This window comes from Pseudomonas sp. B2M1-30, from assembly GCF_025447575.1.
GTDB lineage: Bacteria > Pseudomonadota > Gammaproteobacteria > Pseudomonadales > Pseudomonadaceae > Aquipseudomonas > Aquipseudomonas botevensis.
On record NZ_JAOEJT010000007.1, the window covers coordinates 59043 to 85997 of the forward strand.

The following is a 26955-nucleotide window of genomic DNA, read 5'->3' on the forward strand; positions in this document are numbered from 1 at the left end:
CAATTGAAGGCGTTTTTCAAATCGGATTCGGGCAATCGATGAAGATGTGTTCGAGGGCAAAGCGCTTCGCCAGGTAGTCGCCCAGCGCCTGCACGCCATACCGCTCGGTGGCGTGGTGACCGGCGGCGATGAAGCTGATGTCGTTTTCCCGGGCGCTGTGGAAAGTCTGCTCGGAGGCCTCGCCGCTGAGGAACAGATCGACCCCCGCCGCGACCGCCTGATCGATATAGCCCTGGCCGCCGCCCGTACACCAACCGACGCGCCGGATCATCGCACTGCCTTCGACCAGCAACGGCTCGCGCCCCATGACTTCCTGCACACGGCGGGCAAAATCCCGGGCGGTCACCGGCTCGGCCAGGGAGCCGACCAGACCGACGATTTTCAGGTTGTCCGGATCCAGCGGGCCTTCGACAGTGATATCCAGCTGACGGGCGAGTTGCACGTTGTTGCCGACATCCCCATGCAGATCCAGCGGCAGGTGGTAGGCCAGCAGGCTGATGTCGTGCTTGAGCAGGGTTTTCAACCGGCGCTGCTTCATGCCGGTGATGCACGGATTCTCGCCCTTCCAGAAATAGCCGTGATGCACCAGCACCAGATCGGCCTCGGCTTCGACGGCGGCATCGAGCAACGCCTGGCTGGCGGTGACGCCGCTGACGATGCGCATCACTTGCGGCCGGCCTTCGACCTGCAAGCCGTTGGGGCAATAATCGGCAATTTTTGCACTGCCGAGGTAACGGTCGGCTTCTTCGACCAGGGTACTGAGGGCAACGGCCATGAAAGACTCCTGAAAATCCCGTTCAGAGGCGCGCGCGGCCTCGTATAATGCGCGACATTATGGGCGGTCTGACCCCGCCTGCAACTTTTCCAGGACGTGCTTAATGCTCAAGGCGCTGCGTTTTTTCGGCTGGCCGCTGTTGGCCGGTGTGCTTATCGCTCTGTTGATTATTCAGCGTTACCCGCAGTGGGTCGGGCTGCCAAGCCTCGACGTCAATCTGCAACAGGCCCCGCAGACCACCAGCGTGCAGCAGGGGCCGGTGTCCTACGCGGACGCGGTGACCATCGCTGCACCGTCGGTGGTCAACCTCTACACCACCAAGGTCGTCGCCAAACCGGCCCATCCGCTGTTCGAGGACCCGCAGTTCCGGCGCTTCTTCGGTGACAACTCGCCGAAGCAGAAACGCATGGAATCGAGCCTCGGCTCCGGTGTGATCATGAGCCCGGAAGGCTATATCCTGACCAACAACCACGTGACCAGTGGCGCGGACCAGATCGTCGTGGCGCTCAAGGACGGTCGGGAAACCCTGGCCCGGGTGATCGGCAGCGACCCGGAAACCGACCTCGCTGTCCTGAAGATCGACCTGAAAAGCCTGCCGGCGATCACCGTCGGACGCTCCGACAACATCCGTATCGGCGACGTCGCGCTGGCCATCGGCAACCCGTTCGGCGTCGGCCAGACGGTGACCATGGGCATCATCAGTGCCACCGGGCGCAACCAGTTGGGCCTGAACAACTACGAAGACTTCATCCAGACCGATGCCGCGATCAACCCCGGTAACTCCGGCGGCGCGCTGGTCGATGCCAACGGCAACCTCACCGGGATCAACACCGCGATCTTCTCCAAGTCCGGTGGCTCCCAGGGCATCGGTTTTGCGATCCCGGTGAAACTGGCAATGGAAGTGATGAAGTCGATCATCGAACACGGCCAGGTGATTCGCGGCTGGCTCGGCATCGAAGTGCAACCATTGACTCAGGAACTGGCGGAATCGTTCGGTCTGTCCGGACGTCCGGGGATCGTGGTAGCGGGGATTTTCCGCGACGGCCCCGCGCAAAAGGCCGGCCTGCAATTGGGTGACGTGATTCTGAGCATCGATGGCGAGCCGGCCGGTGACGGTCGTCGCTCGATGAACCAGGTGGCGCGAATCAAACCGACTGACAAAGTGACGATCCAGGTCATGCGCAACGGCAAGGAGTTGAAACTCACCGCCGAAATCGGTCTGCGCCCACCGCCGGCGCCGGTGCAGGAAAAAGAAGAGTAAGACTTCGCTCGCGCGGGGCGCGCGAATAGAAGACATTCTCAACAGGCATGTTATATTGTTTCAATTGAAGAATTGGAACAACATAACATGTCGTCTCGGAAAAACGCCTCGCGACTCCGCTTGACCCTCGGCCTGCCTCTTGGATTGCTGGGTGATCCTGTCTTTGCCGAAGAGCCCCTGCCCCTGGAACTCGACGCCATCAGCGTCACTTCCGACTACGAATCGCCCACCGGGCCGGTCACTGGTTATCGCGCAACCCGTTCGAGCAGCGCGACCAAAACCGACGCGGCAATTCGCGATATACCGCAGGCCATCAGCGTGGTGCCGGCCAGCGTACTCAAGGATCTGGGCAGCAACAGCGTCGAGCGGGCGCTGGATTTTGCCGGTGGCGTATCAAAGCAAAACAACTTCGGCGGCCTGACGCTTTACGAATACAGCGTGCGCGGCTTCACAACTTCCGAGTTCTACAAGGACGGCTTCAGTGCCAACCGTGGCTATCCGAGCACCCCGGACACGGCCAATATCGAGCGCATCGAAGTACTCAAGGGCCCGGCCGCCAGCCTGTACGGCCGTGGCGACCCGGGCGGCACGGTGAACATCGTCACCAAGAAACCGCAGCCCCGCGCCTTCACCACCTTGCAGACCAGCGCCGGTAGTTGGGATCGCTATCGCACCGCGCTGGACGTCAACGCCCCGCTCGACGAACAGGGTGACGTCCTCTCGCGAATCAATCTGGCCATCGAAGACAATCACAGCTTCCGCGATCACGTCAGCAGCAAGCGGGTCTTCGCCGCCCCCTCGTTCAGTTGGCAGTTGAACCCGGACACGAGCCTGCTGGTGGAAAGCGAATTCGTCCGTCATAGCTCGACCTTCGACCGTGGCATCGTCGCGCCGGACAATAAATGGAGCGGCGTCTCGCGCTCGACGTTCCTCGGCGAGCCCGATGACGGCGACATCGACAATCACAACAACATGCTCCAGGCCGCCCTCGAACATCATCTGAATGACGGCTGGAAACTGCGCCTGGCCAGCCACTACAAGGAAGGCAAACTCTGGGGCTACGCCTCGGAAAGTCGCCCGCTGAACGCCGACGGTCACAGCGTCAATCGACGCTATCGCGAGCGCGACAGCAACTGGCACGACAGCATCACTCAACTGGAATTACGCGGCCTGTTCGACCTCGGCAGCTGGCAGCACGAATTGCTGGTCGGCACCGAGTACGAAAACTTCCGCAAGAACGAACGCGTCACCACCATTGCTGGTGGCCGCTATGCCATCGACATCTACAACCCGATCTACGGCCAGCCCAAACCTGACGGCGCACGCTCGGGCAGCGACTTTTTCGAACACGTCGAGAGCCACGCGCTGAACCTGCAGGACCAGATCATCTTCACCGACAAGCTGCGCGGGATGATTGGTGTGCGCTTCGAGCATTTCGACCAACGCATCGACGATCACTCCCGAGCCGCCAGCAGCCGCCAGAGTCACGACGCGCTGACCCAGCGCGTCGGGCTGCTCTACCAGTTGACGCCGCAAACCGGGGTGTTCGCCAATGCCTCGAGCTCGTTCAAACCGAACAACGGCCTCGACGCCAGCGGTAAAGCGTTCAAGCCGGAAGAAGGCATCGGTTATGAGATCGGAATCAAGAACGAACTGTTCGACGAGCGCCTGAGCAGCACCCTCGCCTTCTTTCATATCGAAAAGGAAAACGTCCTTGCCCTCGATCCCCGCACCGATACCAGCCGGGCCATGGGCAAGGCGCGCAGCCAGGGTTTCGACCTGCAAGTCACCGGCCAGGTGACCGACGCCGTGCGCATCATCGGCGCCTTGGCTTACATCGACGCCGAAGTCACCAAGGGTGACGCCGTCGTTCCTGCCGGCAGCCGCATTCTCGGCGTCGCCCGGCGCAGCGGCAGTCTGTTGGGAGTCTATGAGTTTCAGGACGGCCTGCTGCGCGGCTCGGATGTCGGCGCTGCCTTCACCTATGTCGGCGACCGCTCGGGCGAGGCTGGCAGCGACTTCGAACTGCCGGCTTATCACACCGTCGACCTGCTGGCCCATTACAAGGCCAGCGACAACGTCACTGTCGGCCTGAACCTGAACAACCTGTTCGACGAAAAATATTACGAGCGCTCCTACAGCAACTACTGGGTCAATCCCGGCGAGCCGCGCACCTTCACTGTCAGCCTGACACTCAATCTGTAAAAGGACGTCACCATGCACTACAGCAAATCCCTTCTGCTCGTCGCAGCCCTGTTCGCCACTCAAGCCTCGGCCCACGGTCTATGGACTGAGCAGCGGCGCGGCAATATCGAAGTGGTCTACGGTCACGGCGCCGAGGACAACGCCTTCAAGGCGCAGAAAATCAGTGGCGCCTGGGCCTACGACGCAGCGGGAAAGATGATCCCGGTCAGCGTCGAACGCCTCGTGGATCACGCACGCCTGCAACCGCTGAAGTCACCTGCGATTATGGCCGTCGCGCTGGACAACGGCATGTGGTCGCAAACCGCTGACAAGAAATGGATCAATGAAGGACGGAGCAAAGTCCCGGGCGCCATCGAGGCCACCCATACCTTCAAATACAGCCTCGCGATTTATCAGGCTGGAGCAAAGTTGCCCAAACTTGAGCAGATCAAACTGTTGATTCTGCCGGAAGTCGATCCGCTGACGGTCGGGCCGGGGAAATCACTGCCGGTACGCGTGCTGCTCGATGGCAAACCTGCAGCGGGAGTGAAGTTGATCGGCGATTATCGCAGCGCCCCGAACACCTTGAGTACCGAGACCGATAAGGATGGCCGCGCGCAGGTGTTGGTGCGCAACGAAGGTTTGAATGTGATTGCCGCGCAGGTGCAAGTGCCGGTCAAAGACAGCGCTGATGTCGACAGTCGGGGGTTGTTCAGTTCGCTGACGTTCCTTGGCGAACCGCATCACGAATGATCGACGCCAGCACCCAATAACCAATTGACTGAAAACCGGCGGTACAAGCAAGCGAAACAGTATTGATACCTGTCAGTTCTGTCAGTAGTTGAAAACTCGTGCCGCCCATAACCTGATCCTGGTCGTTGAAATACCATTTCATTGATGAAGGGATCGCTAAATGAACATTTCGGAAAAAATTCAGCAGACGGAACTGCCATCCGGCCCGAACCCGGAACAAGGCACTGACTTTGATTTAGGCGAGATCGAGATCGTATGGGGAAACCTGACTCTCCAATCACCCATCGTAAACTTCAACCAAGGCATGATCAGCGCGAATTACTTACGCGAGATCAGCGGCAACAAAGGTGGGACCGACAACGACGTTGTCGTCATAAGTCTGCCCAAGGGCGCTTCACATAACTTTCAGGAGTCTTATGTTCGCAACGACCCGAAATATCACTTCCAGTGGGCAATGAATTACGAGGGCAAGATGTATATACCGGAAAGTGGCGCGATGACTGGAAAGTTCTCCGTCGGCTATCGCACGCTTGAGGCCACCATTCACTTCATTTTCAATGACCAGACAACAGCCAATATAAAATTCAAGGCGACCAAGAGAAACTGAGTGAAGTCGTGACCGCAGTGTTTGATGACACAGTTCCCGTCTCGCCAGACAGGAACTGTGTTCATCACTGCGTTACAGCGAGCCCAACCCTTCGATCAACGCCTGATTCTGCTCCGGCGTGCCGATCGAGATCCGCAGGAACTGCGCAATCCGCTCCTGCTTGAAGTGCCGCACGATCACGCCCTGCTCCCGCAGTTTGGCCGCCAGTCCTGCCGCATCATGTTGCGGGTGGCGGGCAAAGATGAAGTTCGCCGCCGATGGCAGCACCTCGAAGCCCTTGGCCTGCAACTGTGCGGTCACCCATTCGCGGCTCTCGATCACCAGACGGCAAGTCTTGTCGAAATACTCGCGATCCTCGAACGCTGCGGCCGCGCCGACATTCGCCAGACGATCCAGCGGATAGGAGTTGAAGCTGTTCTTGATCCGCTCCAGCGCTTCGATCAGATCAGGATGGCCCACCGCCAGCCCTACGCGCAGGCCGGCCAGCGAGCGCGACTTGGACAGGGTCTGGGTGACCAGCAGGTTCGGATAACGATCCACCAGGCTGATCGCCGTGTCACCGCCGAAGTCGATGTAGGCCTCATCCACCACCACAACCGATTCCGGGTTGGCCTTGAGAATTTGCTCGATCGCGTCCAGCGCCAGCAGGCAACCGGTCGGCGCGTTCGGGTTGGGGAAAATGATCCCGCCGTTCGCTTTGGCGTAGTCCGCCGGATCGATCCGGAACTGTGCATCCAGCGGCACCGCATCGAACTGGATGCCGTACAGCCCGGCGTAAACCGGATAGAAGCTGTAGCTGATATCCGGGAACAGCAGCGGCTTGTCATGTTGCAGCAGACCGTGGAAAACGTGGGCCAGCACCTCGTCGGAGCCGTTACCCAGGAACACCTGATTGCTTTGCACGCCGTAGTAGTTGGCCACCGCGTTTTTCAACAGGTCGCTGTTCGGATCCGGGTACAGGCGCAGGTTGTCGTTGAGCTCGGTCTGCATCGCCGCCAGGGCTTTTGGCGACGGACCATATGGGTTTTCGTTGGTGTTGAGCTTGACCAGTCGGGCCAGCTTCGGCTGTTCGCCCGGCACATACGGCACCAGATCCTTGACGAACGGACTCCAGAATTTACTCATCTTCACTCACCTTTCTTTTCGTCGAGGATGCGGTATTCGGCGCTGCGTGCGTGCGCGCTCAGGGATTCGCCACGGGCCAGTACCGACGCGGTCTTGCCCAGCTCCGAAGCACCGGCCTCGGAACAGAAGATGATCGACGAACGTTTCTGGAAGTCATACACACCCAGCGGCGAGGAGAAACGCGCGGTGCCGGAGGTCGGCAGTACGTGGTTCGGCCCGGCGCAGTAGTCGCCCAGTGCTTCGGAGGTGTGGCGGCCCATGAAAATCGCACCGGCGTGGCGGATCTGCGGCAGCCAGGCCTGTGGGTCGGCGACCGACAACTCAAGGTGTTCCGGGGCGATGCGGTTGGCGACTTCGATGGCCTGAGCCATGTCCCGCACCTGAATCAGCGCGCCACGGCCATTGATCGACGTTTCGATGATGGTCGCGCGGTCCATGGTCGGCAGCAGTTTGTCGATGCTCGCAGCGACCTTGTCGAGGAATCCGGCGTCCGGGCTGACCAGGATCGCCTGGGCATCTTCATCGTGCTCGGCCTGGGAGAACAGGTCCATGGCAATCCAGTCCGGATCGGTCTGGCCGTCACACACCACGAGGATTTCCGAGGGGCCGGCAATCATGTCGATGCCGACCTGGCCGAACACATGGCGCTTGGCCGTCGCCACATAGATGTTGCCCGGGCCGACCACTTTGTCCACCTGCGGCACGCTTTCGGTGCCGTAAGCCAGTGCCGCCACGGCTTGTGCGCCACCGATGGTGAAGACCCGGTCGACACCGGCGATGCAGGCGGCGGCCAGCACCAGTTCGTTGACTTCGCCTCGTGGCGTCGGCACCACCATGACCACTTCGGTCACGCCGGCCACCTTGGCCGGAATCGCGTTCATCAACACCGACGACGGGTAAGACGCCTTGCCACCCGGCACATACAGGCCGGCGCGATCCAGCGGCGTGACCTTCTGACCGAGCACGGTGCCGTCAGCCTCGGTGTAGCTCCAGGAGTCCTGTTTCTGTTTTTCGTGGTAGCTGCGCACCCGCGCTGCGGCCTTTTCCAGCGCCTCGCGCTGAGCCACGGTGATGCGGGTCAGGGCCAGTTCCAGACGCTCGCGCGGCAGGATCAGATCGGCCATCGAGGCGACTTCGAGGCCGTCGAACTTCTGGGTGAACTCGACCAGCGCCGCGTCACCGCGCTCGCGCACAGCCTTGATGATGTCCAGCACCCGCTGATTGACCGAGTCGTCAGACACACTTTCCCAGCTCAGCAGATGATCCAGATGATGCGCGAAATCCGGGTCAGCAGCGTTGAGTCGGCGAATTGCAGTCGGTGCGGTCATAGCGAGAGCCTCATAGGAATGGCAAAAACTCAGGCGCCCTAACTTAGCAGTCGTTCCGCTTGGGCACCTGAGATTCTGGCTATGAGGCGGATAGACGGGCGCGACCTTGAGGTCGCGCAGGTACATCAGCCGCGGTGTCGCGATTCCACTGCCTTGCGCAGGGTATCGATCAACGCCTGGATACGGGCGTGTTGCATCTTCATCGAAGCCTTGTTGACCACCAGACGCGAGCTGATCGTGGCGATCAGTTCCTGGGGTTCCAGGCCATTGGCACGCAGGGTGTTGCCGGTGTCGACCACGTCGATGATCTTGTCGGCCAGGCCGATCAGCGGCGCCAGCTCCATCGAGCCGTAGAGCTTGATGATGTCGACCTGACGGCCCTGCTCGGCGTAGTAACGCTTGGCGACATTGACGAATTTGGTGGCGACGCGCAGGCGGCCCTTGGGCTCGACAGCGCCGACCTTGCCGGCGGTCATCAGCTTGCACTGGGCAATCTGCAGGTCCAGCGGCTCATACAAGCCCTGGCCGCTGTATTCCATCAGCACGTCTTTACCGGCAACGCCGAGGTCGGCCGCGCCATGCTCGACATAGGTCGGCACGTCGGTGGCGCGCACGATCAGCAGGCGTACGTCTTCCTGGGTCGTGGGGATGATCAGCTTGCGGCTCTTGTCCGGATTCTCGGTCGGCACGATGCCCGCTTCGGCGAGAAGCGGCAGGGTGTCGTCAAGGATGCGGCCCTTGGACAGTGCAATGGTCAACATGGGTAACGTCAGTCCTTATCAAGGTACTCATGTCCGGTCGCAAATGGCGCCGGACACACATCGAGGGTTGCCCGATAAAAGACAACCCTCGACTCGAAACGAATTCAGCGGGCGCCTCCCTGCGCCCATACCGCAGCGACTAGCCCGGAACGCGACGGATCTTGGCGCCCAGCATCTGCAGTTTTTCTTCGATGCACTCGTAACCACGGTCGATGTGGTAGATGCGGTCAATCAGGGTATCGCCTTCGGCCACCAGGGCCGAGATCACCAGGCTGGCCGACGCACGCAGGTCGGTCGCCATGACTGGCGCGCCTTTGAGCACATCGGTGCCGGTGACGATGGCGGTGTTGCCTTCGACCTGGATCTTGGCGCCCATGCGGTGCAGTTCGTAAACGTGCATGAAGCGGTTTTCGAAGATCGTCTCGATCACGGCGCCGGTGCCTTCGGCAACGGCGTTGAGCGAGATGAACTGCGCCTGCATGTCGGTCGGGAACGCCGGATACGGGGCGGTGCGGATGTTGACGGCTTTCGCGCGCTTGCCGTGCATGTTCAGCTCGATCCAGTCCTCACCGGTGGTGATTTCTGCGCCGGCTTCACGGAGTTTTTCCAGAACGGCTTCAAGGATGGTCGGATCGGTGTCCTTGACCTTGACGCGACCGCCGGTGACCGCAGCGGCCACCAGGTAGGTGCCGGTTTCGATACGGTCAGGCATGACTTTGAAGAACGTCGAATCCAGACGCTCGACGCCGTCGATGGTGATGGTGTCGGTGCCGGCACCGGATACCTTCGCGCCCATGGCGTTGAGGAAGTTCGCCAGGTCGACGACTTCAGGCTCGCGGGCGGCGTTCTGCAGCACGCTGCGGCCCTTGGCCAGAGCGGCGGCCATCATGATGTTCTCGGTGCCGGTCACGCTGACGGTGTCGAAGAAGAAGTGCGCACCACGCAGGCCGCCTTCCGGCGCCTTGGCCTTGATGTAGCCGCCTTCGACGTCGATGACCGCGCCCATGGCTTCCAGGCCACGGATGTGCAGGTCCACCGGACGCGAACCGATGGCGCAACCGCCAGGCAGCGCGACTTCGGCTTCACCGAAGCGAGCGACCATCGGGCCGAGTACCAGGATCGACGCACGCATGGTTTTCACCAGTTCGTACGGAGCGACCAGGGTCTTGATGGTGCGCGGATCGATTTCGACGCTGAGCTTCTCGTCGATCACAGGCTCGATGCCCATACGACCGAACAGCTCGATCATGGTGGTGATGTCGTGCAGGTGCGGCAGGTTGCCAACGGTCACCGGGCCATCACACAGCAGAGTGGCGGCCAGGATCGGCAGGGCGGAGTTCTTCGCCCCGGAGATGCGGATCTCGCCATCAAGACGAGCGCCACCGGTAATAATCAATTTATCCATAAGAATCTCGACGCCCTAGGGCTCAGGTGCGCTCGGCCCAGGCCGCGCTGCTGAAAAATTTCATCGTGACCGCGTGGATGCTGCCATCGGCGATCCATGGGTTCAAATGGGCATAGATGCTCTGCTGACGCTTGACCGGGCTTAACGCCGCCAGTTCATCGCTAATCACGTTCAGCTGGAAGTTGCAGCCTTCGCCTTCCACTTCCACCAGCGTTCCTGGCAGCTTCCCTTCAAGGAAGCTCTTCACTTCTACGGCCTGCATGCTCAACCTCAATCGGCGCCCTGTGCGCGCGGGTCGGACATCATACAAAAAAGCCCCGCGCCTGCGAACCCCGCTTGGCAGGACTCTGACGGGGGGCTTTCCTGTCGATGCGGGTTCAGAGTTACGTCAACAGCTCGGTCAGCTCGCTGACCTGAGCGATTTCACGCATGTCTTCGGGCATCGCCCGGATACTCACGGCCTTGCCGGCCGCCTTCGCATCACGCATGAAGCACAGCAGCAACGACAGGCCGACGCTGCTGGACTTCACCACCGCCGAACAATCGATCACGAGCGAAGCGGCCTTGCTGGACTTGATCAGCGCCTGGCCTTCCTTGCGCAGATCCGGACCGGTGCGGTAATTCAGCTCTCCGCTGAGCAGCAGCTCGTCGACATCACTCATTCGTACCGCCGCCTCACTCATTGCGCTGGCTTCTGTTCCGCTTCGGCGGACTGCTTGGCCTTGGCGACTTCCCCGGCCCAACCGTTGATGGTTTTGTCCAGGTCATTGCCATTGCGCTGCATCGCGTCGGCGAACTGATCGCGGAACAGCTTGCCGATGTTGATGCCGTTGATGATCACGTTGCGCAGTTTCCACTCGCCGTTGATCTTCTCCAGGGTGTACGACACAGGATAGATCGCGCCGTTGTTGCCCTTGACGGTCATGCCGACGCTGGTGCGGTCGCCCGACTCATCCTTCGGCGCATCGACGGTGATGCCCTGGTTGTTGTACTCGAGCAAGGCGTTGCCGTAGAACTGGAACAGGCCTTTCTTGAAGTTTTCCTGGAAGGTCTGCATCTGCGCAGGCGTGGCCTTGCGCGAATACTTGACCGTCATGATGCTCTTGGAAATGCCCTCGGCATCCACCACCGGACCGACGATGCTGTTCAGCGCAGCATAGAAGTCGTTCGGGTCCTGTTTGTACTTCTCTTTATTGGCAGCCAGGTCGGCCAGCATGCGGTTGGTCGTGTCCTGGACCAGATCGTGTGCCGTAGGCGCCGCCACGGCGTTAGCCACCAGCGGCAGTGCCGCGAGCAACACCAACAGGCCACGTCGCAAGGTAGAGATCATTCAAAAGCTCCTCATTTGGCGTCTTTGCTAACGGTATTGAGCAGGAATTTACCGATCAGATCCTCCAGCACCAGCGACGACTGCGTGTCGTGGATGGTTCCACCATCCTTGAGACGGGTGTCTTCCCCACCCACGCTGATGCCGATGTATTTTTCGCCCAGCAGGCCAGCAGTCAGGATAGATGCTGTGGAGTCGGTCGGCAGATTGTCGACGCTTTTATCCACCAGCAAAGTCACCCGACCGGTGAAGCTGTCACGGTCCAGATCGATCGCCGTGACCTTGCCGATCGTCACACCGGCCATGGTCACTTTAGCTCTGACCGTCAAACCGGCGATATTGTCGAAATACGCATAAAGTTTATAAGTGTCGGTGGTCGAAGTCGGAGACAGGCCGCTGACCCGCAACGCAAGCAGCAGCAAAGCCAGGATCCCTGCCAGCAGGAACAGGCCGACACCGATTTCCAGGGTGCGGTTTTGCATCAGAAATCTCCAAACATCAAAGCGGTCAGAATAAAGTCCAGACCGAGCACTGCCAGCGAGGCATAAACCACGGTCTTGGTGGTGGCACGACTGATCCCCTCGGAAGTGGGCTCACAGTCATAGCCTTGGAATACGGCGATCCAGGTCACGACAAAGGCGAAAACCGCGCTCTTGATGATGCCATTGAGCACATCGTCGGCGAAGTCCACGCTGTTCTGCATGTTCGACCAGTAGGAGCCGTCATAGACCCCCAGCCAGTCGACCGCCACCCACGAACCGCCCCAGATGCCCACCACGCTGAAAATCATCGCCAGCACCGGCAGGGAAATGAAGCCGGCCCACAGGCGCGGGGCAATGATGTACTTGAGCGGGTCGACCCCGATCATTTCCAGGCTGGAAAGCTGTTCGGTGGATTTCATGTTGCCGATCTCCGCCGTCAGCGCCGAACCGGCACGCCCGGCGAACAGCAGCGCAGTCACCACCGGACCGAGCTCACGCAACAGCGTCAGGGCGACCATCTGCCCGACCGCCTGCTCCGAGCCGTAGCTCGACAGGATATTGAAACCCTGCAGCGCCAGCACCATGCCGATGAAGATCCCCGAAACGACGATGATCACCAGCGACATCACGCCGACCGAATGCAATTGCTTGACCAGCAGGCCGAAACCGCCGCCGATGCCGCCACGGCCCAGCAAGGCGTGAAACAGGAACAGTGTCGAGCGCCCGAACACCGCAACGGAGTCGATCGCCGCACTGCCGAACCGGCGCACGCGCTCTATCAATGAAATTCTGCGCATCAGCGGCGCTTCCCCAGAAGATCTGCGCGGTAATCCGGCGCTGGAAAGTGGTACGGAACCGGGCCGTCAGGATCGCCGGTCATGAACTGGCGGATGCGCGGATCGTCCGAGCTCATCAGTTCATCGGGTGTGCCCTGCCCCAATACCTGGCCGTCGCCGACCACATAGATATAGTCAGCGATGCTCGCGGTTTCGGCCAGGTCGTGGGAAACCACGATGCTGGTGATCCCCAGCGCATCGTTGAGCAGACGGATCAGGCGCACCAGAACGCCCATGGCGATCGGGTCCTGGCCGACAAAGGGTTCGTCGTACATCAGGATCTGCGGATCGAGGGCAATCGCCCGGGCCAGAGCGACACGACGCTTCATGCCGCCGGACAGTTCGTCAGGCATCAGCTCGATGGCGCCGCGCAGGCCGACCGCCTGCAATTTGAGCAGGACGATGTCGCGGATCATCTCTTCCGGCAATTCGGTGTGGACACGCAGGGGGAACGCCACGTTCTCGAACACATCGAGATCGGTGAACAGCGCACCGCTCTGGAACAGCACGCCCATGTGCTTGCGCGCATCGAACAGATCGCTGCGCGACAGCTTCGGCAGGTTCTGGCCATTGACCCAGACCTCGCCTTTCGACGGCCGCAACTGGGCGCCCATCAGACGCAGCAGCGTAGTCTTGCCGCACCCGGAAGGTCCCATGATGCCGGTGACCTTGCCCCGCGGGATGCGGATATCGACGTTATTGAAAATGCTCCGCGATCCACGCTTGAAGGTGACGCCCTTCAGCTCGACCGCGTAGGCGTTATCGGCACTCATCTAAACTCCTTGCGATGCAGCCTCTCACTCGGACGCCTGGCTTTCTCAAAGGAAAGCGCTTACATCCCGGGCAGGCCGAACTGGCGGCGAACTATATCACCGCAAAGGCCAAGCGCCCAAGGCCTGTGCCCGGCCACGTTCAGGGATATGACAGGCTCGATGCATTATTTAAGGCAATTGGTAACGAGTAATGACAAAGGGTGACGAACTAGCGTGAGGCTTTTCGACAGAACCGCTATAATCGCCGCCTTTTCATCGGGCTATACGATTTCTGACATGAGCCAATCCAGCGACCTGATTCAATCGGCACAACGCACCATCCGCCTCGAAATGGAAGCCGTACAAGGCTTGCTGCCCCATATCGACGCCGATTTCGTACGCGCCTGCGAGATGATTCTGGCGAGCAAGGGCCGTGTCGTCGTGGTAGGCATGGGCAAGTCCGGGCACGTCGGCAACAAGATCGCCGCCACCCTGGCGAGCACCGGCACCCCGGCATTTTTCGTTCATCCCGCCGAAGCCAGCCACGGCGACATGGGCATGATTACCCGCGATGATGTGATCCTGGCCCTGTCGAACTCCGGCTCGACCAACGAAATCGTGACCCTGCTGCCACTGATCAAACGCCTGGGCATCCAGCTCATCAGCGTGACCGGCAACCCGCAATCGCCGCTGGCCAAGGCCGCCGAGGTCAATCTCAACGTCCATGTCGAGCACGAAGCCTGCCCGCTGAATCTGGCACCGACCTCCTCGACCACCGCAGCCCTGGTGATGGGCGACGCCCTGGCCGTGGCGCTGCTGGAGGCACGCGGCTTCACCGCCGAAGATTTCGCCTTTTCCCATCCGGGTGGCGCGCTGGGCCGGCGCCTGTTGCTGAAAGTGGAAAACGTCATGCACGCCGGCGAGGAGCTGCCACAGGTACAACGCGGCACCCTGCTCAAGGACGCGCTGATGGAAATGACCCGCAAGGGCCTGGGCATGACCGTGATTCTCGAAGCCGACGGCAAACTCGCCGGGATCTTCACCGACGGCGACCTGCGCCGCACCCTGGATCGCAGCATCGACGTCCACAGCGCCACCATCGATCAGGTGATGACCGTACACGGCAAGACCGCCCGCGCCGAGATGCTCGCCGCCGAGGCCCTGAAAATCATGGAAGACCATCGAATCAACGCACTGGTCGTCGTGGATGAGGAAGACCGCCCGGTAGGCGCCTTCAACCTTTCCGATCTGCTGCGTGCAGGAGTGATGTAAATGAGCACCGATCTGCTGCAACGCGGCAAAGCGATCAAACTGGCGGTTTTCGACGTCGATGGCGTCCTCACCGATGGACGCCTGTATTTCCTCGAGGACGGCAGCGAGTTCAAAACCTTCAACACCCTCGACGGCCAGGGCATCAAGATGCTGATGAACGCCGGGGTGCAAACCGCGATCATCAGCGGCCGCAAGACCCCGGTGGTCGAACGTCGGGCGAAGAATCTCGGCATCCCGCACCTGTTTCAGGGCCGCGAGGACAAATTGGTCGTCCTTGACGGCCTTCTCGAGCAACTGGGCCTAAGCTATGAACAGGTCGCCTACCTCGGTGACGACCTGCCCGACCTGCCGGTGATTCGCCGCGTAGGCCTGGGCATGGCCGTGGCCAACGCCGCCGAATTCGTCCGCGAGCACGCCCATGGCGTCACCCTCGCCCGTGGTGGCGAAGGTGCCGCCCGGGAATTCTGCGAATTGATCCTGCGCGCCCAGGACCGCCTCGATGCGGCCAATGCCGCGTACCTGTGAGTCAAATAATGTTCAGCAAAAAAGTTCGCAATGTATTGGTGTTCGGCTGTATCGCGGCGATTTTCGCTGCGGTCGGCTATTGGAACATCAGCCCGGAGCGCTTCCTCGACAAGCCTCCCGTCTCGACCGTCGACAACCCGATCGACTGGTACGCGACCAACACGCACACCCTGCAATACCTCGAAGACGGCAGGGTGCAGTACGAAATGACCTCGGAAAAAGCCGAGCACGTCAAAGCCACCGACGTCACCCTGGTCACCAAACCAGACCTGAACATGTTCCGTGGCACCGATTTTCCGTGGCATGTGACCAGCGAACGCGGTGAAGTGAATTCTGGCGGCACCGAGGTCGAGCTGATCGACTCGGTTCGCGTCAAGCGCACCGACGAAAAGAACCGCGACACCCTGATCACCTCCACTCGCATGACGGTGTTCCCGCAGCAACAATATGCGCAGACCCAGCAACCCGTTAGAATCGACGGCGCTGGCGGTGTATCGACCGGCGTGGGAATGAAAGCGTATCTGAAGGAAAGCAGGATACACCTGCTATCGAACGTAAGAGGACAGTATGAGGCTCGTTAAAACCCTCCCTATTTTGCTCAGTCTGGGCGCAGCACTGGGAAGCGTGAGCGCCTGGGCTCTGCCGAACGATCAACAGCAGCCAATCCGCATTCAGGCCGACGATGCCCAGCTGGACGACAAGAATGGTGTTGCCACTTATAAAGGCGACGTGATCATCACTCAGGGTTCGATGATCGTCAAAGGCAACACCGTGACCATGACTCGTGCGCCAAACGGCGACATCGATGTCGTGACCTCGGTCGGCAACCTCGCCTACTTCGAACAACTGCAGACCCAGGGTGACGCCAAGCCTGTACAAGGCTGGGGCGTGACGATCCAGTACCACGCCCAGCAAAACCGCGTCGTGCTGATCGACAAGGCCAAGGTTGTCGACAAGGACAACAACGTCACCCAGGGCGAGAAAATCGTCTACGACACGGTCAAGAAGCTGGCAAGCGCCGGCCGTGCCACCGGCAGCAAGGTCACCGAAGCGCGCCCACGCATCGACATGGTGATCCAGCCGAAAAAGAAAACCGATGAGAAAACCCAGTAATGGCAACTCTGAAAGCTCAGCACCTGGCCAAGGCCTATAAAAGCCGCCAGGTCGTGCGCGACGTCAGCCTGTCGATCGACAGTGGCCAGATCGTCGGCCTGCTCGGCCCCAACGGCGCCGGCAAGACCACCTGCTTCTACATGATCGTCGGCCTGGTGCAGGCCGATCAGGGTCGCGTACTGATCGACGACCTCGACGTCAGCCACCAGCCGATGCACGGTCGCGCCAAGGCCGGTATCGGCTATCTGCCGCAAGAAGCGTCGATCTTCCGCAAACTGTCGGTAGCCGACAACATCATGGCCATCCTCGAGACCCGCAAGGAACTCGACAAGGCCGGCCGTCGCAAGGAGCTGGAAAGCCTGCTGCAGGAATTCCACATCAGCCACATCCGCGACAACCTCGGCATGAGCCTGTCCGGTGGTGAACGCCGCCGGGTGGAAATCGCCCGCGCCCTGGCGACCGCACCGAAATTCATCCTGCTCGACGAACCGTTCGCCGGCGTGGACCCGATTTCGGTGGGCGACATCAAGCAGATCATCCACCACCTCAAGGCCAAGGGCATCGGCGTCCTGATCACCGACCACAACGTGCGCGAGACGCTGGATATCTGTGAAACCGCCTACATCGTCAACGACGGCCAACTGATTGCCGAAGGCGACGCCGAGACCATCCTCGCCAACGATCTGGTGAAGGAAGTGTATCTGGGCCACGAGTTCCGCCTGTAAGCACTGAGTTATCCGATCGACCGCTCGGGCGCTGCGTCAGTAAAACGGCTTTTTATGGGTTTTTATTGTTACAGCGCTCCAGGCAAACACGCCGCTTCAAAGGTGTTCAACCGCCAGCCGGAGCGACGCGTCAACAAAGTTTTATAGGTTTTTATTGTTACAGCGCTCTAGGCAAACACTTCAGTTTCAGGCATATAATTTGCTTAAGTTTGGCGCTCCGGCGCCCTGTAGTGGATGGCGCATGTGCGCCGGCGAATAAGGTGTTAAGCCCCTGCCATGAAACCATCGCTAGTCTTGAGAATGGGCCAGCAGCTGACGATGACACCGCAGCTGCAACAGGCCATCCGCCTGCTCCAATTGTCGACCCTGGACCTGCAACAGGAAATCCAGGAGGCCCTGGAGTCCAATCCGATGCTCGAACGCCAGGAAGAAGGCGACGACTTCGACAACTCCGATCCCCTGGCCGACAACGCCGAACAGAAGCCCAACACCGAGATTCAGGAACCCTCCTACCAGGAAACCGCCCCGACGGTGGACAACCTCGAGGACGGCGAATGGAACGAACGCATCCCCAACGAACTTCCGGTCGACACCGCCTGGGAAGACGTCTACCAGACCAGCGCCAGCAGCCTGCCCAGCAGCGATGATGACGAGTGGGACTTCACCACCCGCACCTCCGCCGGCGAAAGCCTGCAAAGCCATCTGTTGTGGCAGCTGAACCTGGCGCCGATGTCGGACACCGATCGCCTGATCGCCGTGACCCTGATCGACTGCATCAATAATCAGGGCTACCTCGACGAAACCCTCGAGGAAATCCTCGACGCCTTCGACCCGGAACTGGATATCGAACTGGACGAGATCGAAGCCGTCCTGCACCGCATCCAGCAATTCGAGCCCGCCGGCATCGGTGCGCGCAACCTCGGTGAATGCCTGTTGCTGCAACTGCGCCAGCTGTCGGCCAAGACGCCTTGGCTGACCGAGGCCAAACGCCTGGTCACCGACTACATCGACCTGCTCGGCAGCCGTGATTACAGCCAGCTGATGCGGCGCATGAAGCTCAAGGAAGACGAGTTGCGTCAGGTCATCGAACTGGTGCAGAGCCTCAACCCGCGCCCGGGTTCGCAGATCGAGTCCACCGAAGCCGAATACGTTGTACCTGACGTCATCGTGCGCAAGGACAACGAGCGCTGGCTGGTCGAACTCAATCAGGAGTCGGTGCCGCGCCTTCGCGTCAATGCGCAATACGCAGGTTTCGTCCGTCGCGCCGACACCAGCGCCGACAATACCTTCATGCGCAACCAGTTGCAGGAAGCGCGCTGGTTCATCAAGAGCCTGCAAAGCCGCAACGAAACCCTGATGAAAGTAGCCACCCAGATCGTCGAGCATCAGCGCGGCTTCCTGGAGTACGGCGACGAAGCCATGAAACCGCTGGTCCTGCACGATATCGCCGAGGCGGTGGGCATGCACGAATCGACGATCTCCCGGGTGACCACGCAAAAATTCATGCATACCCCCCGGGGCATTTATGAACTGAAATACTTTTTCTCCAGCCACGTCAGCACCTCCGAAGGCGGCGAATGCTCGTCCACGGCGATCCGCGCGATCATCAAAAAACTGGTCGCCGCGGAAAATCAGAAAAAGCCGTTGAGTGACAGCAAGATCGCTGGTTTACTGGAGGCACAAGGCATTCAGGTGGCTCGCCGCACCGTCGCCAAGTACCGCGAATCCCTCGGGATCGCGCCTTCGAGCGAACGCAAGCGGTTGATGTAAGCCACGTTACAGCGTTCCAGTGGTAGATCATCTGATCTACCGCTTTATGCACTGGCAACGAAGGAGAAGCTGTATGCAAGTCAACATCAGTGGACACCAACTGGAAGTGACCCAACCCCTGCGCGACTACGTTGAGCAAAAGCTCAAGAGGCTCGAGGGGCATTTCGACAAGATCACCAACGTTCAGGTCATCCTGTCCGTCGAAAAGCTGAAGCAGAAAATCGAAGCCACGCTGCATATTCCTGGTAATGAAGTCGTCGCCAACGCGGAAGATTCCAACATGTACGCGGCGATTGACGCATTGGCCGACAAGCTGGACAAACAACTCAAAAAGCATAAGGAAAAGACCCAGAGCCTGCTTCAGGGCGCTACCGGTCGATAACCCCCCAATCCATGATCCGACTTGAAAGTATCCTGACCCCCGGCCGTTCCCTGGTGAACGTGCCGGGCGGCAGCAAAAAGAAAGCCCTCGAACAAATTGCCAACCTGATCGCCCGCGAGGTGCCGGATCTGGAGATGCAGGATGTCTTCGAGGCGCTGGTGGCCCGTGAAAAACTCGGTTCGACCGGTTTTGGCAACGGCATCGCCATTCCTCACTGCCGCCTCAAGGGCTGCGAAGCACCGATCAGTGCCTTGATGCACCTTGATGCACCTATCGATTTCGACGCGATTGACGGTGCGCCAGTCGACCTGTTGTTCGTCCTGCTGGTTCCGGAAGCGGCCACGGACGCACACCTGGAACTGCTCCGTCAGATCGCCAGCATGCTTGACCGCAAGGACGTGCGCGACCGACTGCGCAGCGCGCCCAGCAACGAAGCCTTGTACCAGGTCGTACTGGAAGAGCAGAACAGGCCGTAATCATGCGCTTGATCATCGTCAGTGGCCGCTCCGGCTCGGGTAAAAGTACTGCCCTGGATGTCCTCGAGGACAACGGCTATTACTGCATCGACAACCTGCCGGCGGGCCTGCTGCCGGAACTGGCCGAGCGCGCCCTGATCCACACCGAGCTGTCCCAGCCGCTGGTGGCGGTTTCGATCGATGCACGCAACCTGCCCAGCCATCTGTCGCGTTTTCCCGAATTGCTCGAGGAAGTCCGCAGCCGCCATATCCAGTGCGATGTGCTTTATCTGGACGCTGACGAAGAAACCCTGCTCAAGCGTTTTTCGGAAACCCGTCGCCGCCACCCGCTGAGCAGCGCCAACCGCTCGCTGGCGGAAGCCATTGAAGACGAAACCGCCCTGCTCGGCCCCATCGCCGACCTGGCCGACCTCAAGGTCAACACCACCAGCCTCAATCTTTATCAGCTGCGTGACACCATCAAGTTGCGTCTGCTGAACCAGCCGGAGCCGGGCACGGCGTTTCTGGTCGAGTCGTTTGGTTTCAAACGCGGCATGCCGGTGGATGCCGATCTGGTATTCGACGTACGCTGCCTGCCCAATCCTTACTGGAAACCGGAGCTGCGCGCGCAGTCCGGCCTCGATGAGCCGGTTGCCGAGTACCTGGCGGCGCAACCGGAAGTCGAAGAGATGTACCAGGACATTTACGCTTACCTGCACAAGTGGTTGCCGCGTTTTGCCGCAAGCAACCGCGCTTATGTCACTATCGCCATCGGCTGCACCGGCGGGCATCACCGTTCCGTCTACCTGACCGAACGTCTGGGCCAGGCGCTGCACAAGACCCTGAAGAACGTCCAGGTTCGCCACCGCGACCTCAGCTAAAGGATTCACACCGCGATGCCTGCTCTGGAAATCGAAATCATCAACAAGCTGGGCCTGCATGCCCGCGCATCGGCCAAGTTCGTCGGAGTGGCGGGGCAGTTTCCCGATTGCTCGATCAGAGTCGGCCGTACTCCGGAAACCACCGTCGACGGCAAAAGCATCATGGCAATGATGATGCTTGCCGCCGGCAAGGGCACCAAGATTCACTTGAGCACCGAAGGGCATCAGGAACAGGAAGCGCTGGATGCCCTGGTCGCGCTGATCAACAACTACTTCGATGAAGGTGGTTGAACCGCAGGATCAGCCCAACGCCGTATCCATCACCATCATCAGACAAAACCCGATCAACAGGCCCAGGCTTGCCAGTTTGTCGTGACCACTGCGTCGCGATTCGGGAATGACTTCGTGGGTCACCACCAGCAACATCGCCCCCGCCGCCAGCGCCAGCCCCAGTGGCAGCAACAGTTCGGCCAGACTCACCAGCCAGGCGCATAGCAAGGCAAACACCGGCTCGACCAGACCCGAAGCCGCGCCGATCAAAAACGCCTTGAACCGAGACATCCCTGCCCCGGCCAGCACCAGCGCGATCACCAGACCTTCCGGCACGTCCTGCAGGGCGATGCCCATGGCCAGACTGTCCGCGTCCGGCATGCCGCCGCCGGCCGAGACGCCGACCGCCATGCCTTCCGGGATGTTATGGGCAATGATGGCGAACACGAACAGCCAGATACGCGGCGGAATCACCGGATGCTCGGCCGTGCCGATCAGCATTTCCGGTGATGCGCCGGACACCCGGCGATCCACCAGATACAAGCCAAACGCACCGAGCAGGATGCCGAAGCAGATCAGGCCACTGGCCGCCCATGGCGTCAGGCCAAGGCTTTCAGCGGCGGCGATGCCCGGCACGATCAACGAAAACGCTGTCGCCGCGAGCATCACCCCGGCACCAAAACCCAGCAAGGTATCGCTCAACGCTTGCGGCATGCGCCGGATCACCAGCACCGGCACCGCGCCGAGCGCCGTGCCGAGGGCGCAGATCGCGCCGCCCTGCAATGCCCGTGACAGTTTCGGTTCCAGATCCAGCCATTCCAGCCCGTGGGCGACCAGCAAGGTCATGCCCGCCAACAGCAACAGCGAGCCGAATGCGTAACGAAACATACGTCCACTTCCGATCGCCAGTGTTTCAGTGCCCATAGTCAGCCTTGGATTGTTTTTATAGATGACTTAAACCAGCGCGGCCTGATAACGCGCAGCGACTTGCGGCCAATTGATCACGTTGTAGAACGCACTGATGTATTCCGGGCGACGGTTCTGATAACGCAGGTAATAGGCGTGCTCCCAGACGTCGAGACCGAGAATCGGCGTATTGCCGTTCATCAGCGGGCTGTCCTGGTTGCCACTGCTTTCGACCAGCAGTTTTTTCTCGGGGGTCACGCTGAGCCAGGCCCAGCCGCTGCCGAAACGGGTCAGCGCGGCTTTGGTGAATGCCTCCTTGAAACTGTCGAGACCGCCCAACTGCTCGTCGATCGCCCTGGCCAGTGCACCGTCCGGTTTTCCGCCACCGCCGGGCACCATGACTTCCCAGAACAGCGAATGGTTGGCGTGTCCGCCGCCCTGATTGATCACCGCCGCGCGAAGTTTTTCCGGCAGTTGCTGGACGCTGGCAACCAGTCTTTCCACCGGCCATTCGGCGTATTCAGTGCCTTCAACGGCGGCGTTCAGATTGTTGATGTAGGTCTGGTGATGCTTGGTGTAGTGGATTTCCATGGTCTGCGCATCGATATGCGGCTCGAGTGCGTCATAGGCATAAGGCAAGGCAGGCAAGGTAAAAGCCATTTCAATGGACTCCATGGTGATGAGGGGCTGGCAGGCGACGCGCATTGCCGGTGTCCGGATGCAACAGACGCTGGGTTCGCGGGTATTCGCCGTGTTCGCTGATGAAATTCAGCAGCTCGACATAGGTCTTGCTGCTCTGGCGCAGCGCCGCTTCCCGCAGGGCCGGGCGCAGACGCTCGTCCTGCATGGTCTGCAACAGGCGCTGATGGATCGCGCACAGGTACTCGGCGCTCTCCTCCGGCTGGTTCAGCCGCAGGTGCAGATCCGCCAGGTTGTGATGGGAAATGACGCAGGCCGCCACCGCTTCGTCGGCATCGGCCCAGCGCTCGAACAGCACCTGGGCCAGCGCCAGGGCTTGCAGGTAAGCCTCGCGGGCATCAATCAGCTCGCCCAGCATGAAGCAGCGATTGGCCCGTTCGATCGTGCGTTTCCAGTGCTCCATGGTGAGCCTCCAAAGCGGTTGCGGGAATTACACGCCGCCGGCGGTGAGTTTCTCGGGGTTGAGCAACTCTTCCAGCTGGCTGCGCGACAGGTCGGTGTGCTCCAGCGCGACGTCGATTACCGGGCGACCCTGTTTGTAGGCCTGCTTGGCGATTTCGGCGGCTTTCTGGTAACCGATGATCGGGTTGAGCGCGGTGACCAGGATCGGGTTGCGCGACAGCGCTTCCTTGAGTCGCGACTCATTGACCTTGAAGCTGGCGATGGCTTTGTCACCGAGCAGACGGCTGGTGTTGGCCAGCAACTCGATGCTGCTCAACAGGTTTTGGGCGATGATCGGCAGCATCACGTTCAGCTCGAAATTGCCCGACTGACCGGCAATGGTGATCACCGAATCGTTGCCGATCACTTGCGCGGCAACCATGGCGGTGGCTTCCGGGATCACCGGATTGACCTTGCCCGGCATGATCGACGAGCCCGGTTGCAGGCCTTCCAGTTCGATTTCGCCGAGACCGGCGAGCGGGCCGGAGTTCATCCAGCGCAAGTCGTTGGCGATTTTCATCAGCGACACTGCGGTGGCCTTGAGCTGGCCGGAGACGGCAACAGCCGTGTCCTGGGAGCCAATCAGCGCAAACAGATCCTTGCCCGGGGTGAACTGCACGCCAGTCAACTGGCTGAGCTGACGACTGAAACGCGCGGCGAATTCCGGATGCGCGTTGATCCCGGTGCCGACAGCTGTACCGCCCTGAGCCAGGGATTGCAGGCTTGGCAGCAAGTCTTGCAGGTGGCCGATGTTGGCCTTCAGCTGTTGCGCCCAGCCGTTGAGCACCTGGCTCATGCGTACCGGCATGGCGTCCATCAGGTGAGTGCGTCCGGTCTTGACGTGGTGATGCACTTGCCCGGCCTTGAGTTCGATCACTTGCACCAGATGCAGCAGCGCCGGCAGCAATTGCTCGTGCAGGGCCAACGCGGCGCTGACATGGATGGTGGTCGGGATGATGTCGTTGCTGCTCTGGCCGCAGTTGACGTGATCGTTGGCGTTCACCGGCTCTTCGAGCAGACGGCTGGCGAGGGTCGCGATCACTTCGTTGGCATTCATATTGGAACTGGTGCCAGAACCGGTCTGGAAGATATCCACCGGGAAGTGCTGCATGAAATCGCCTTCGAGCAGGCCTTGGGCAGCATCGCTGATGGCTTTGCCCTGAGCGGCGCTGAGCTGGTTGAGTTCGACGTTGGCCCGAGCAGCGGCGGCTTTCGCCAGAATCAGGGCGCGGATGAATTGGCTCGGCATCGGCTTGCCGCTGATCGGGAAGTTATCCACCGCACGCTGGGTCTGCGCGCCGTAGAGAGCGTCCACCGGCACCTGCAGTTCGCCCATGCTGTCGCGCTCAATACGTGTCTTGGTCATCTGAAAATCCTTGCACCAGTTCAATAAGAGGAATCGAGGGTTGCAACTCGCAGGTCGCCAGTTGCCAGGTGTAGCGCTGCCAACGGTTGAGCCGGCATTTGCACAGCGACAGGCGCTCCATTTCACGCAACGGGCGCCAGGCTTGATCGAGACAGAGGCTGCGCCAGTGCCACGGCAGCGCGATGTCGGCGGCGGTGTCGAGCAGCAGGCGGAAAGAGGTTTCGGCGACAGTCCAGGGTGAGGTCGCGGTGCAACAAGACAGATACCGGCCTTCGGCCAGGTAATGTTCGATCAGGCGCGGTTCGTCGGGATCCATCGCGCAGCGGATCTGGCGACTCATCCAGCGCCAGCTTTCGAGGTACGGCTGCTCGTGCAAGGCAGAACTCATGATCCGGGGCTCATTCGATAATGAGATTTATTATTAGATGATAATGAGAACCAAAACAAGAGTGCCCGACATGACCTGCTTTCACAGGGCCATAAAAAAGGCGCGCTACCCATCGGTAGCGCGCCTTTTTTGCGTGTGGCCGAGACTTAGCTGCCGGCGACCGTCATCTTCTCGATCAACACCGAGCCGGTGCGAATGTTGCTGCGCAGTTCCAGGTCGTTCCCGACCGCAACGATCTGCTTGAACATGTCGCGCATGTTGCCGGCGATGGTCACTTCCTGCACCGCGAACTGAATCTCGCCATTCTCGACCCAGAAACCCGCCGCCCCGCGCGAGTAATCGCCGGTGACCATGTTCAGGCCATGCCCCATCAGTTCGGTCACCAGCAATCCACGCCCCATGCGCCGCAACAGCGCGGCCTGGTCTTCATCGCCATGGCTGACGAACAGGTTGTGTACGCCGCCCGCGTTGGCGGTGCTCGGCATACCCAGTTTGCGCCCGGAGTAAGTGCCGAGGATGTACGACACCAGTTCGCCCTTTTCGACGAACGGTTTGGCGTAGGTCGCCAGACCGTCGCCGTCGTAGGACGCACTGCCCATGGCGCGCATCAGGTGCGGACGCTCGTCGATGGTCATCCACTCCGGAAACAGCTTCTGCCCCAGCGTGCCTTCAAGGAACGAGGATTTGCGGTACAGGCTGCCGCCGGACACCGCCGACAGGAAGCTGCCGAACAATCCGCCCGCCAGTTCGGCGGAGAACAGCACCGGCACTTCGCAGGTCGGCACCGGACGTGCGCCCAGACGGCTCGCCGCCCGTTGCGCGGCACGCTGGCCGATGCTCACCGGATCCGCCAGCAACGTGCCCTGGCGATTCACGTCGTACCAGTAATCGCGCTGCATCTGGCCGTCGGCCTCGGCGATCATCACGCAGCTCAGGCTGTGCCGGGTCGATGCGTAACCGCCGATGAAACCGTGACTGTTGCCATACACGCGGCAACCCTGGTGGGTGCTCAGGGTGGTGCCGTCGGCATTCTTGATCCGCGCATCGGCGTCAAAAGCTGCCGCTTCGCAGAGCAGGGCCTTCTCGATGGCCTGCTCCGGGGTGATGTCCCATTGGTGAAACAGATCGAAATCCTGCACACCTTTAGCCATCAATGCAGCGTCGGCCAGGCCCGAGGCTTCATCTTCGGACGTGTGTTTGGCAATGGCCAGGGCGGCGGCGACGGTTTCACGAATCGCGTCCGGACCAGTGGCCGAGGTGCTGGCCGAGCCTTTGCGCTGACCGACATACAGCGTGATGCCGAAACCCTGATCGCGGTTGAACTCGACAGTCTCGACCTCACGCTGGCGCACCGAGGTCGACAGGCCCTGCTCCAGCGACACCGCCACTTCACAGGCACTGGCGCCCTGGCGCCTGGCTTCGGCGATGATCTGCTCGACTTGTTCCTGCAGTGCCGGCAATGCCTGTGGGCCGACGCTTTCAACTGCACTCATGCTCATCTCCACTCAAATTCTGCTTTCGGCTGGGGCCTTCGAGCGACCGGGCCGGACAAGCGGCCCCCGACTGGTTATCATGGCGGCGTTTCTTTGCGGACTGCCACCATGGTTGATTCTTACGACGACTCCCTCGATACGGGAGAAAAAAGCAAATCCCAGGTCAAACGCGAGCTGCATGCTCTGGTTGACCTCGGCGAGCGCCTTACCACACTCAAGCCGGACCTGCTGGCCAAACTGCCGTTGACCGACGCCCTGCGCCGGGCTCTGGCCGATGCGCCCAAACACGTTGCGCACATCGCACGTAAACGGCATTTGCAGTTCATCGGCAAACTCATGCGCGATCAGGACACTGACGCGATTCTTGAGCTGCTCGATCAACTCGATGCCTCCACCCGTCAGTACAACGAGCGCTTCCACAACCTCGAACGCTGGCGCGACCGCCTGATCGGCGGTGACGATGCGGTGCTGGAGAAGTTCGTCGTCGAATACCCGGACGTCGATCGCCAGCAACTGCGTTCCCTGATCCGCCAGGCCCAGCACGAGGTTGCGCATAACAAACCTCCTGCCTCGAGCCGCAAGATCTTCAAGTACATCCGTGAGCTGGACGAGACTCAACGCGGTCTGCGTTGATGTTCGCCAACGGGTGGCCGCACTGCGCGCCACCCGCAGC

The 26955-nt window shown here is 60.6% G+C and carries 32 protein-coding genes; 15 read left to right on the top strand and 17 right to left on the bottom strand.

The genetic code is table 11. From position 1 onward, the window contains the following. Positions 1-16: 16 nt before the first annotated feature. Positions 17-775: a Nif3-like dinuclear metal center hexameric protein gene (locus N8H74_RS15555; RefSeq protein WP_217830946.1), complete on the bottom strand. Its 759-nt coding sequence runs from the start codon at positions 773-775 to the stop codon at positions 17-19. Positions 776-878: 103 nt separating this feature from the next. On the opposite strand from N8H74_RS15555, the gene algW reads away from it, so the two are divergent. The 4 genes from algW (at position 879) to N8H74_RS15575 (ending at position 5580) form a co-directional block, all read left to right on the top strand. Next, positions 879-2036, top strand: a complete 1158-nt coding sequence (gene algW, locus N8H74_RS15560; protein WP_217830947.1) for a Do family serine endopeptidase AlgW — start codon at positions 879-881, stop codon at positions 2034-2036. An 87-nt stretch (positions 2037-2123) separates the two neighbouring features. Continuing rightward, positions 2124-4241, top strand: coding sequence for a TonB-dependent siderophore receptor (locus tag N8H74_RS15565; protein ID WP_262148623.1), 2118 nt, complete (start codon positions 2124-2126; stop codon positions 4239-4241). A gap of 12 nt (positions 4242-4253) precedes the next feature. After that, positions 4254-4973: a DUF4198 domain-containing protein gene (locus N8H74_RS15570; protein WP_262148625.1), complete on the top strand. Its 720-nt coding sequence runs from the start codon at positions 4254-4256 to the stop codon at positions 4971-4973. 160 nt (positions 4974-5133) lie between these two features. Further along, the gene (locus N8H74_RS15575) at positions 5134-5580 is read left to right on the top strand and encodes a hypothetical protein (protein ID WP_262148627.1); all 447 of its coding nucleotides are present in this window, start codon (positions 5134-5136) and stop codon (positions 5578-5580) included. Between the two features lie 72 nt (positions 5581-5652). Here the strand turns inward: N8H74_RS15575 and hisC are convergent, their stop codons facing one another. From hisC to N8H74_RS15625, 10 genes are all read right to left on the bottom strand, one after another. After that, positions 5653-6705, bottom strand: a complete 1053-nt coding sequence (gene hisC, locus N8H74_RS15580) for a histidinol-phosphate transaminase (RefSeq protein ID WP_262148629.1) — start codon at positions 6703-6705, stop codon at positions 5653-5655. 2 nt (positions 6706-6707) lie between these two features. After that, a complete protein-coding gene (gene hisD, locus N8H74_RS15585; protein WP_262148631.1) occupies positions 6708-8033 on the bottom strand; it encodes a histidinol dehydrogenase in 1326 nt (441 codons plus the stop codon). Positions 8034-8158: 125 nt separating this feature from the next. Next, a complete protein-coding gene (hisG, locus tag N8H74_RS15590; RefSeq protein ID WP_085746934.1) occupies positions 8159-8794 on the bottom strand; it encodes an ATP phosphoribosyltransferase in 636 nt (211 codons plus the stop codon). Positions 8795-8933: 139 nt separating this feature from the next. Beyond that, a complete protein-coding gene (murA, locus tag N8H74_RS15595; RefSeq protein ID WP_217830953.1) occupies positions 8934-10199 on the bottom strand; it encodes a UDP-N-acetylglucosamine 1-carboxyvinyltransferase in 1266 nt (421 codons plus the stop codon). Positions 10200-10221: 22 nt separating this feature from the next. Further along, positions 10222-10461 (bottom strand): BolA family protein, encoded by a 240-nt coding sequence (locus N8H74_RS15600; RefSeq protein ID WP_039769303.1) that lies wholly within the window; start codon positions 10459-10461, stop codon positions 10222-10224. A 121-nt stretch (positions 10462-10582) separates the two neighbouring features. Further along, positions 10583-10882: an STAS domain-containing protein gene (locus tag N8H74_RS15605; protein WP_217830954.1), complete on the bottom strand. Its 300-nt coding sequence runs from the start codon at positions 10880-10882 to the stop codon at positions 10583-10585. After that, positions 10879-11529: an ABC transporter substrate-binding protein gene (locus N8H74_RS15610; protein WP_262148637.1), complete on the bottom strand. Its 651-nt coding sequence runs from the start codon at positions 11527-11529 to the stop codon at positions 10879-10881. Before N8H74_RS15610 ends, N8H74_RS15605 begins: the two co-directional genes overlap by 4 nt. An 11-nt stretch (positions 11530-11540) precedes the next feature. Then, complete coding sequence (mlaD, locus tag N8H74_RS15615; RefSeq protein WP_217830956.1) at positions 11541-12008, bottom strand: outer membrane lipid asymmetry maintenance protein MlaD; 468 nt, start codon at positions 12006-12008, stop codon at positions 11541-11543. Continuing rightward, the gene (gene mlaE / locus N8H74_RS15620) at positions 12008-12805 is read right to left on the bottom strand and encodes a lipid asymmetry maintenance ABC transporter permease subunit MlaE (RefSeq protein ID WP_217830957.1); all 798 of its coding nucleotides are present in this window, start codon (positions 12803-12805) and stop codon (positions 12008-12010) included. Before mlaE ends, mlaD begins: the two co-directional genes overlap by 1 nt. Further along, entirely contained in the window at positions 12805-13617 is an 813-nt protein-coding gene (locus N8H74_RS15625) for an ATP-binding cassette domain-containing protein (protein ID WP_217830958.1), read from the bottom strand. Before N8H74_RS15625 ends, mlaE begins: the two co-directional genes overlap by 1 nt. A 276-nt stretch (positions 13618-13893) precedes the next feature. Here N8H74_RS15625 and N8H74_RS15630 point away from each other — a divergent pair, with 276 nt between their 5' ends. From N8H74_RS15630 to N8H74_RS15675, 10 genes are all read left to right on the top strand, one after another. After that, positions 13894-14868: a KpsF/GutQ family sugar-phosphate isomerase gene (locus tag N8H74_RS15630; protein ID WP_217830959.1), complete on the top strand. Its 975-nt coding sequence runs from the start codon at positions 13894-13896 to the stop codon at positions 14866-14868. Then, positions 14869-15393 carry an HAD family hydrolase gene (locus N8H74_RS15635; protein WP_262148640.1) on the top strand — a complete coding sequence of 175 codons (525 nt, stop codon included), beginning with the start codon at positions 14869-14871 and terminating at the stop codon, positions 15391-15393. A gap of 8 nt (positions 15394-15401) precedes the next feature. Continuing rightward, positions 15402-15974 (top strand): LPS export ABC transporter periplasmic protein LptC, encoded by a 573-nt coding sequence (gene lptC, locus N8H74_RS15640; RefSeq protein WP_217830961.1) that lies wholly within the window; start codon positions 15402-15404, stop codon positions 15972-15974. Next, the gene (gene lptA / locus N8H74_RS15645; protein WP_217830962.1) at positions 15961-16506 is read left to right on the top strand and encodes a lipopolysaccharide transport periplasmic protein LptA; all 546 of its coding nucleotides are present in this window, start codon (positions 15961-15963) and stop codon (positions 16504-16506) included. The genes lptC and lptA overlap by 14 nt, the downstream gene beginning before the upstream one ends. Then, the gene (lptB, locus tag N8H74_RS15650; protein ID WP_217830963.1) at positions 16506-17231 is read left to right on the top strand and encodes an LPS export ABC transporter ATP-binding protein; all 726 of its coding nucleotides are present in this window, start codon (positions 16506-16508) and stop codon (positions 17229-17231) included. Before lptA ends, lptB begins: the two co-directional genes overlap by 1 nt. Before the next feature lie 276 nt (positions 17232-17507). Further along, positions 17508-19001 carry an RNA polymerase factor sigma-54 gene (locus N8H74_RS15655; RefSeq protein WP_217830964.1) on the top strand — a complete coding sequence of 498 codons (1494 nt, stop codon included), beginning with the start codon at positions 17508-17510 and terminating at the stop codon, positions 18999-19001. Positions 19002-19074: 73 nt separating this feature from the next. After that, positions 19075-19383, top strand: coding sequence for a ribosome-associated translation inhibitor RaiA (gene raiA / locus N8H74_RS15660; RefSeq protein ID WP_217830965.1), 309 nt, complete (start codon positions 19075-19077; stop codon positions 19381-19383). 11 nt (positions 19384-19394) lie between these two features. Continuing rightward, positions 19395-19859 (top strand): PTS IIA-like nitrogen regulatory protein PtsN, encoded by a 465-nt coding sequence (gene ptsN, locus N8H74_RS15665; RefSeq protein WP_217830966.1) that lies wholly within the window; start codon positions 19395-19397, stop codon positions 19857-19859. 2 nt (positions 19860-19861) lie between these two features. Next, complete coding sequence (gene rapZ / locus N8H74_RS15670; protein WP_217830967.1) at positions 19862-20719, top strand: RNase adapter RapZ; 858 nt, start codon at positions 19862-19864, stop codon at positions 20717-20719. A gap of 15 nt (positions 20720-20734) precedes the next feature. After that, entirely contained in the window at positions 20735-21010 is a 276-nt protein-coding gene (locus N8H74_RS15675; protein ID WP_217830968.1) for an HPr family phosphocarrier protein, read from the top strand. A 9-nt stretch (positions 21011-21019) separates the two neighbouring features. Here N8H74_RS15675 and N8H74_RS15680 read toward each other — a convergent pair whose 3' ends face one another. The 6 genes from N8H74_RS15680 to pmbA all read right to left on the bottom strand — a co-directional run bounded on the left by N8H74_RS15680 (position 21020) and on the right by pmbA (position 26288). Then, positions 21020-21913, bottom strand: coding sequence for a ZIP family metal transporter (locus N8H74_RS15680; protein WP_217830969.1), 894 nt, complete (start codon positions 21911-21913; stop codon positions 21020-21022). A 30-nt stretch (positions 21914-21943) separates the two neighbouring features. Then, positions 21944-22555 carry a superoxide dismutase gene (locus N8H74_RS15685; protein ID WP_217830970.1) on the bottom strand — a complete coding sequence of 204 codons (612 nt, stop codon included), beginning with the start codon at positions 22553-22555 and terminating at the stop codon, positions 21944-21946. A 1-nt stretch (position 22556) separates the two neighbouring features. Beyond that, positions 22557-22997 (bottom strand): hypothetical protein, encoded by a 441-nt coding sequence (locus N8H74_RS15690; protein ID WP_217830971.1) that lies wholly within the window; start codon positions 22995-22997, stop codon positions 22557-22559. A 27-nt stretch (positions 22998-23024) separates the two neighbouring features. Next, positions 23025-24401 (bottom strand): class II fumarate hydratase, encoded by a 1377-nt coding sequence (locus N8H74_RS15695; RefSeq protein ID WP_262148645.1) that lies wholly within the window; start codon positions 24399-24401, stop codon positions 23025-23027. Beyond that, entirely contained in the window at positions 24382-24789 is a 408-nt protein-coding gene (locus N8H74_RS15700; RefSeq protein WP_217830973.1) for a FagA protein, read from the bottom strand. The genes N8H74_RS15695 and N8H74_RS15700 overlap by 20 nt, the downstream gene beginning before the upstream one ends. Before the next feature lie 146 nt (positions 24790-24935). Next, positions 24936-26288: a metalloprotease PmbA gene (pmbA, locus tag N8H74_RS15705; protein ID WP_262148647.1), complete on the bottom strand. Its 1353-nt coding sequence runs from the start codon at positions 26286-26288 to the stop codon at positions 24936-24938. Positions 26289-26390: 102 nt separating this feature from the next. Here pmbA and yjgA point away from each other — a divergent pair, with 102 nt between their 5' ends. After that, on the top strand, positions 26391-26915 hold the full coding sequence (yjgA, locus tag N8H74_RS15710; RefSeq protein ID WP_217830975.1) for a ribosome biogenesis factor YjgA: 525 nt from the start codon (positions 26391-26393) through the stop codon (positions 26913-26915). Positions 26916-26955 lie beyond the last annotated feature (40 nt).

Excerpts from the sequence above, each read along its gene's own strand:
- N8H74_RS15555 (WP_217830946.1), bottom strand. The coding sequence starts at position 775 with ATGGCCGTTGCCCTCAGTACCCTGGTCGAAGAAGCCGACCGTTACCTC.
- algW (WP_217830947.1), top strand. The coding sequence starts at position 879 with ATGCTCAAGGCGCTGCGTTTTTTCGGCTGGCCGCTGTTGGCCGGTGTG.
- N8H74_RS15565 (WP_262148623.1), top strand. The coding sequence starts at position 2,124 with ATGTCGTCTCGGAAAAACGCCTCGCGACTCCGCTTGACCCTCGGCCTG.
- N8H74_RS15570 (WP_262148625.1), top strand. The coding sequence starts at position 4,254 with ATGCACTACAGCAAATCCCTTCTGCTCGTCGCAGCCCTGTTCGCCACT.
- N8H74_RS15575 (WP_262148627.1), top strand. The coding sequence starts at position 5,134 with ATGAACATTTCGGAAAAAATTCAGCAGACGGAACTGCCATCCGGCCCG.
- hisC (WP_262148629.1), bottom strand. The coding sequence starts at position 6,705 with ATGAGTAAATTCTGGAGTCCGTTCGTCAAGGATCTGGTGCCGTATGTG.
- hisD (WP_262148631.1), bottom strand. The coding sequence starts at position 8,033 with ATGACCGCACCGACTGCAATTCGCCGACTCAACGCTGCTGACCCGGAT.
- hisG (WP_085746934.1), bottom strand. The coding sequence starts at position 8,794 with ATGTTGACCATTGCACTGTCCAAGGGCCGCATCCTTGACGACACCCTG.
- murA (WP_217830953.1), bottom strand. The coding sequence starts at position 10,199 with ATGGATAAATTGATTATTACCGGTGGCGCTCGTCTTGATGGCGAGATC.
- N8H74_RS15600 (WP_039769303.1), bottom strand. The coding sequence starts at position 10,461 with ATGCAGGCCGTAGAAGTGAAGAGCTTCCTTGAAGGGAAGCTGCCAGGA.
- N8H74_RS15605 (WP_217830954.1), bottom strand. The coding sequence starts at position 10,882 with ATGAGTGAGGCGGCGGTACGAATGAGTGATGTCGACGAGCTGCTGCTC.
- N8H74_RS15610 (WP_262148637.1), bottom strand. The coding sequence starts at position 11,529 with ATGATCTCTACCTTGCGACGTGGCCTGTTGGTGTTGCTCGCGGCACTG.
- mlaD (WP_217830956.1), bottom strand. The coding sequence starts at position 12,008 with ATGCAAAACCGCACCCTGGAAATCGGTGTCGGCCTGTTCCTGCTGGCA.
- mlaE (WP_217830957.1), bottom strand. The coding sequence starts at position 12,805 with ATGCGCAGAATTTCATTGATAGAGCGCGTGCGCCGGTTCGGCAGTGCG.
- N8H74_RS15625 (WP_217830958.1), bottom strand. The coding sequence starts at position 13,617 with ATGAGTGCCGATAACGCCTACGCGGTCGAGCTGAAGGGCGTCACCTTC.
- N8H74_RS15630 (WP_217830959.1), top strand. The coding sequence starts at position 13,894 with ATGAGCCAATCCAGCGACCTGATTCAATCGGCACAACGCACCATCCGC.
- N8H74_RS15635 (WP_262148640.1), top strand. The coding sequence starts at position 14,869 with ATGAGCACCGATCTGCTGCAACGCGGCAAAGCGATCAAACTGGCGGTT.
- lptC (WP_217830961.1), top strand. The coding sequence starts at position 15,402 with ATGTTCAGCAAAAAAGTTCGCAATGTATTGGTGTTCGGCTGTATCGCG.
- lptA (WP_217830962.1), top strand. The coding sequence starts at position 15,961 with ATGAGGCTCGTTAAAACCCTCCCTATTTTGCTCAGTCTGGGCGCAGCA.
- lptB (WP_217830963.1), top strand. The coding sequence starts at position 16,506 with ATGGCAACTCTGAAAGCTCAGCACCTGGCCAAGGCCTATAAAAGCCGC.
- N8H74_RS15655 (WP_217830964.1), top strand. The coding sequence starts at position 17,508 with ATGAAACCATCGCTAGTCTTGAGAATGGGCCAGCAGCTGACGATGACA.
- raiA (WP_217830965.1), top strand. The coding sequence starts at position 19,075 with ATGCAAGTCAACATCAGTGGACACCAACTGGAAGTGACCCAACCCCTG.
- ptsN (WP_217830966.1), top strand. The coding sequence starts at position 19,395 with ATGATCCGACTTGAAAGTATCCTGACCCCCGGCCGTTCCCTGGTGAAC.
- rapZ (WP_217830967.1), top strand. The coding sequence starts at position 19,862 with ATGCGCTTGATCATCGTCAGTGGCCGCTCCGGCTCGGGTAAAAGTACT.
- N8H74_RS15675 (WP_217830968.1), top strand. The coding sequence starts at position 20,735 with ATGCCTGCTCTGGAAATCGAAATCATCAACAAGCTGGGCCTGCATGCC.
- N8H74_RS15680 (WP_217830969.1), bottom strand. The coding sequence starts at position 21,913 with ATGGGCACTGAAACACTGGCGATCGGAAGTGGACGTATGTTTCGTTAC.
- N8H74_RS15685 (WP_217830970.1), bottom strand. The coding sequence starts at position 22,555 with ATGGCTTTTACCTTGCCTGCCTTGCCTTATGCCTATGACGCACTCGAG.
- N8H74_RS15690 (WP_217830971.1), bottom strand. The coding sequence starts at position 22,997 with ATGGAGCACTGGAAACGCACGATCGAACGGGCCAATCGCTGCTTCATG.
- N8H74_RS15695 (WP_262148645.1), bottom strand. The coding sequence starts at position 24,401 with ATGACCAAGACACGTATTGAGCGCGACAGCATGGGCGAACTGCAGGTG.
- N8H74_RS15700 (WP_217830973.1), bottom strand. The coding sequence starts at position 24,789 with ATGAGTTCTGCCTTGCACGAGCAGCCGTACCTCGAAAGCTGGCGCTGG.
- pmbA (WP_262148647.1), bottom strand. The coding sequence starts at position 26,288 with ATGAGCATGAGTGCAGTTGAAAGCGTCGGCCCACAGGCATTGCCGGCA.
- yjgA (WP_217830975.1), top strand. The coding sequence starts at position 26,391 with ATGGTTGATTCTTACGACGACTCCCTCGATACGGGAGAAAAAAGCAAA.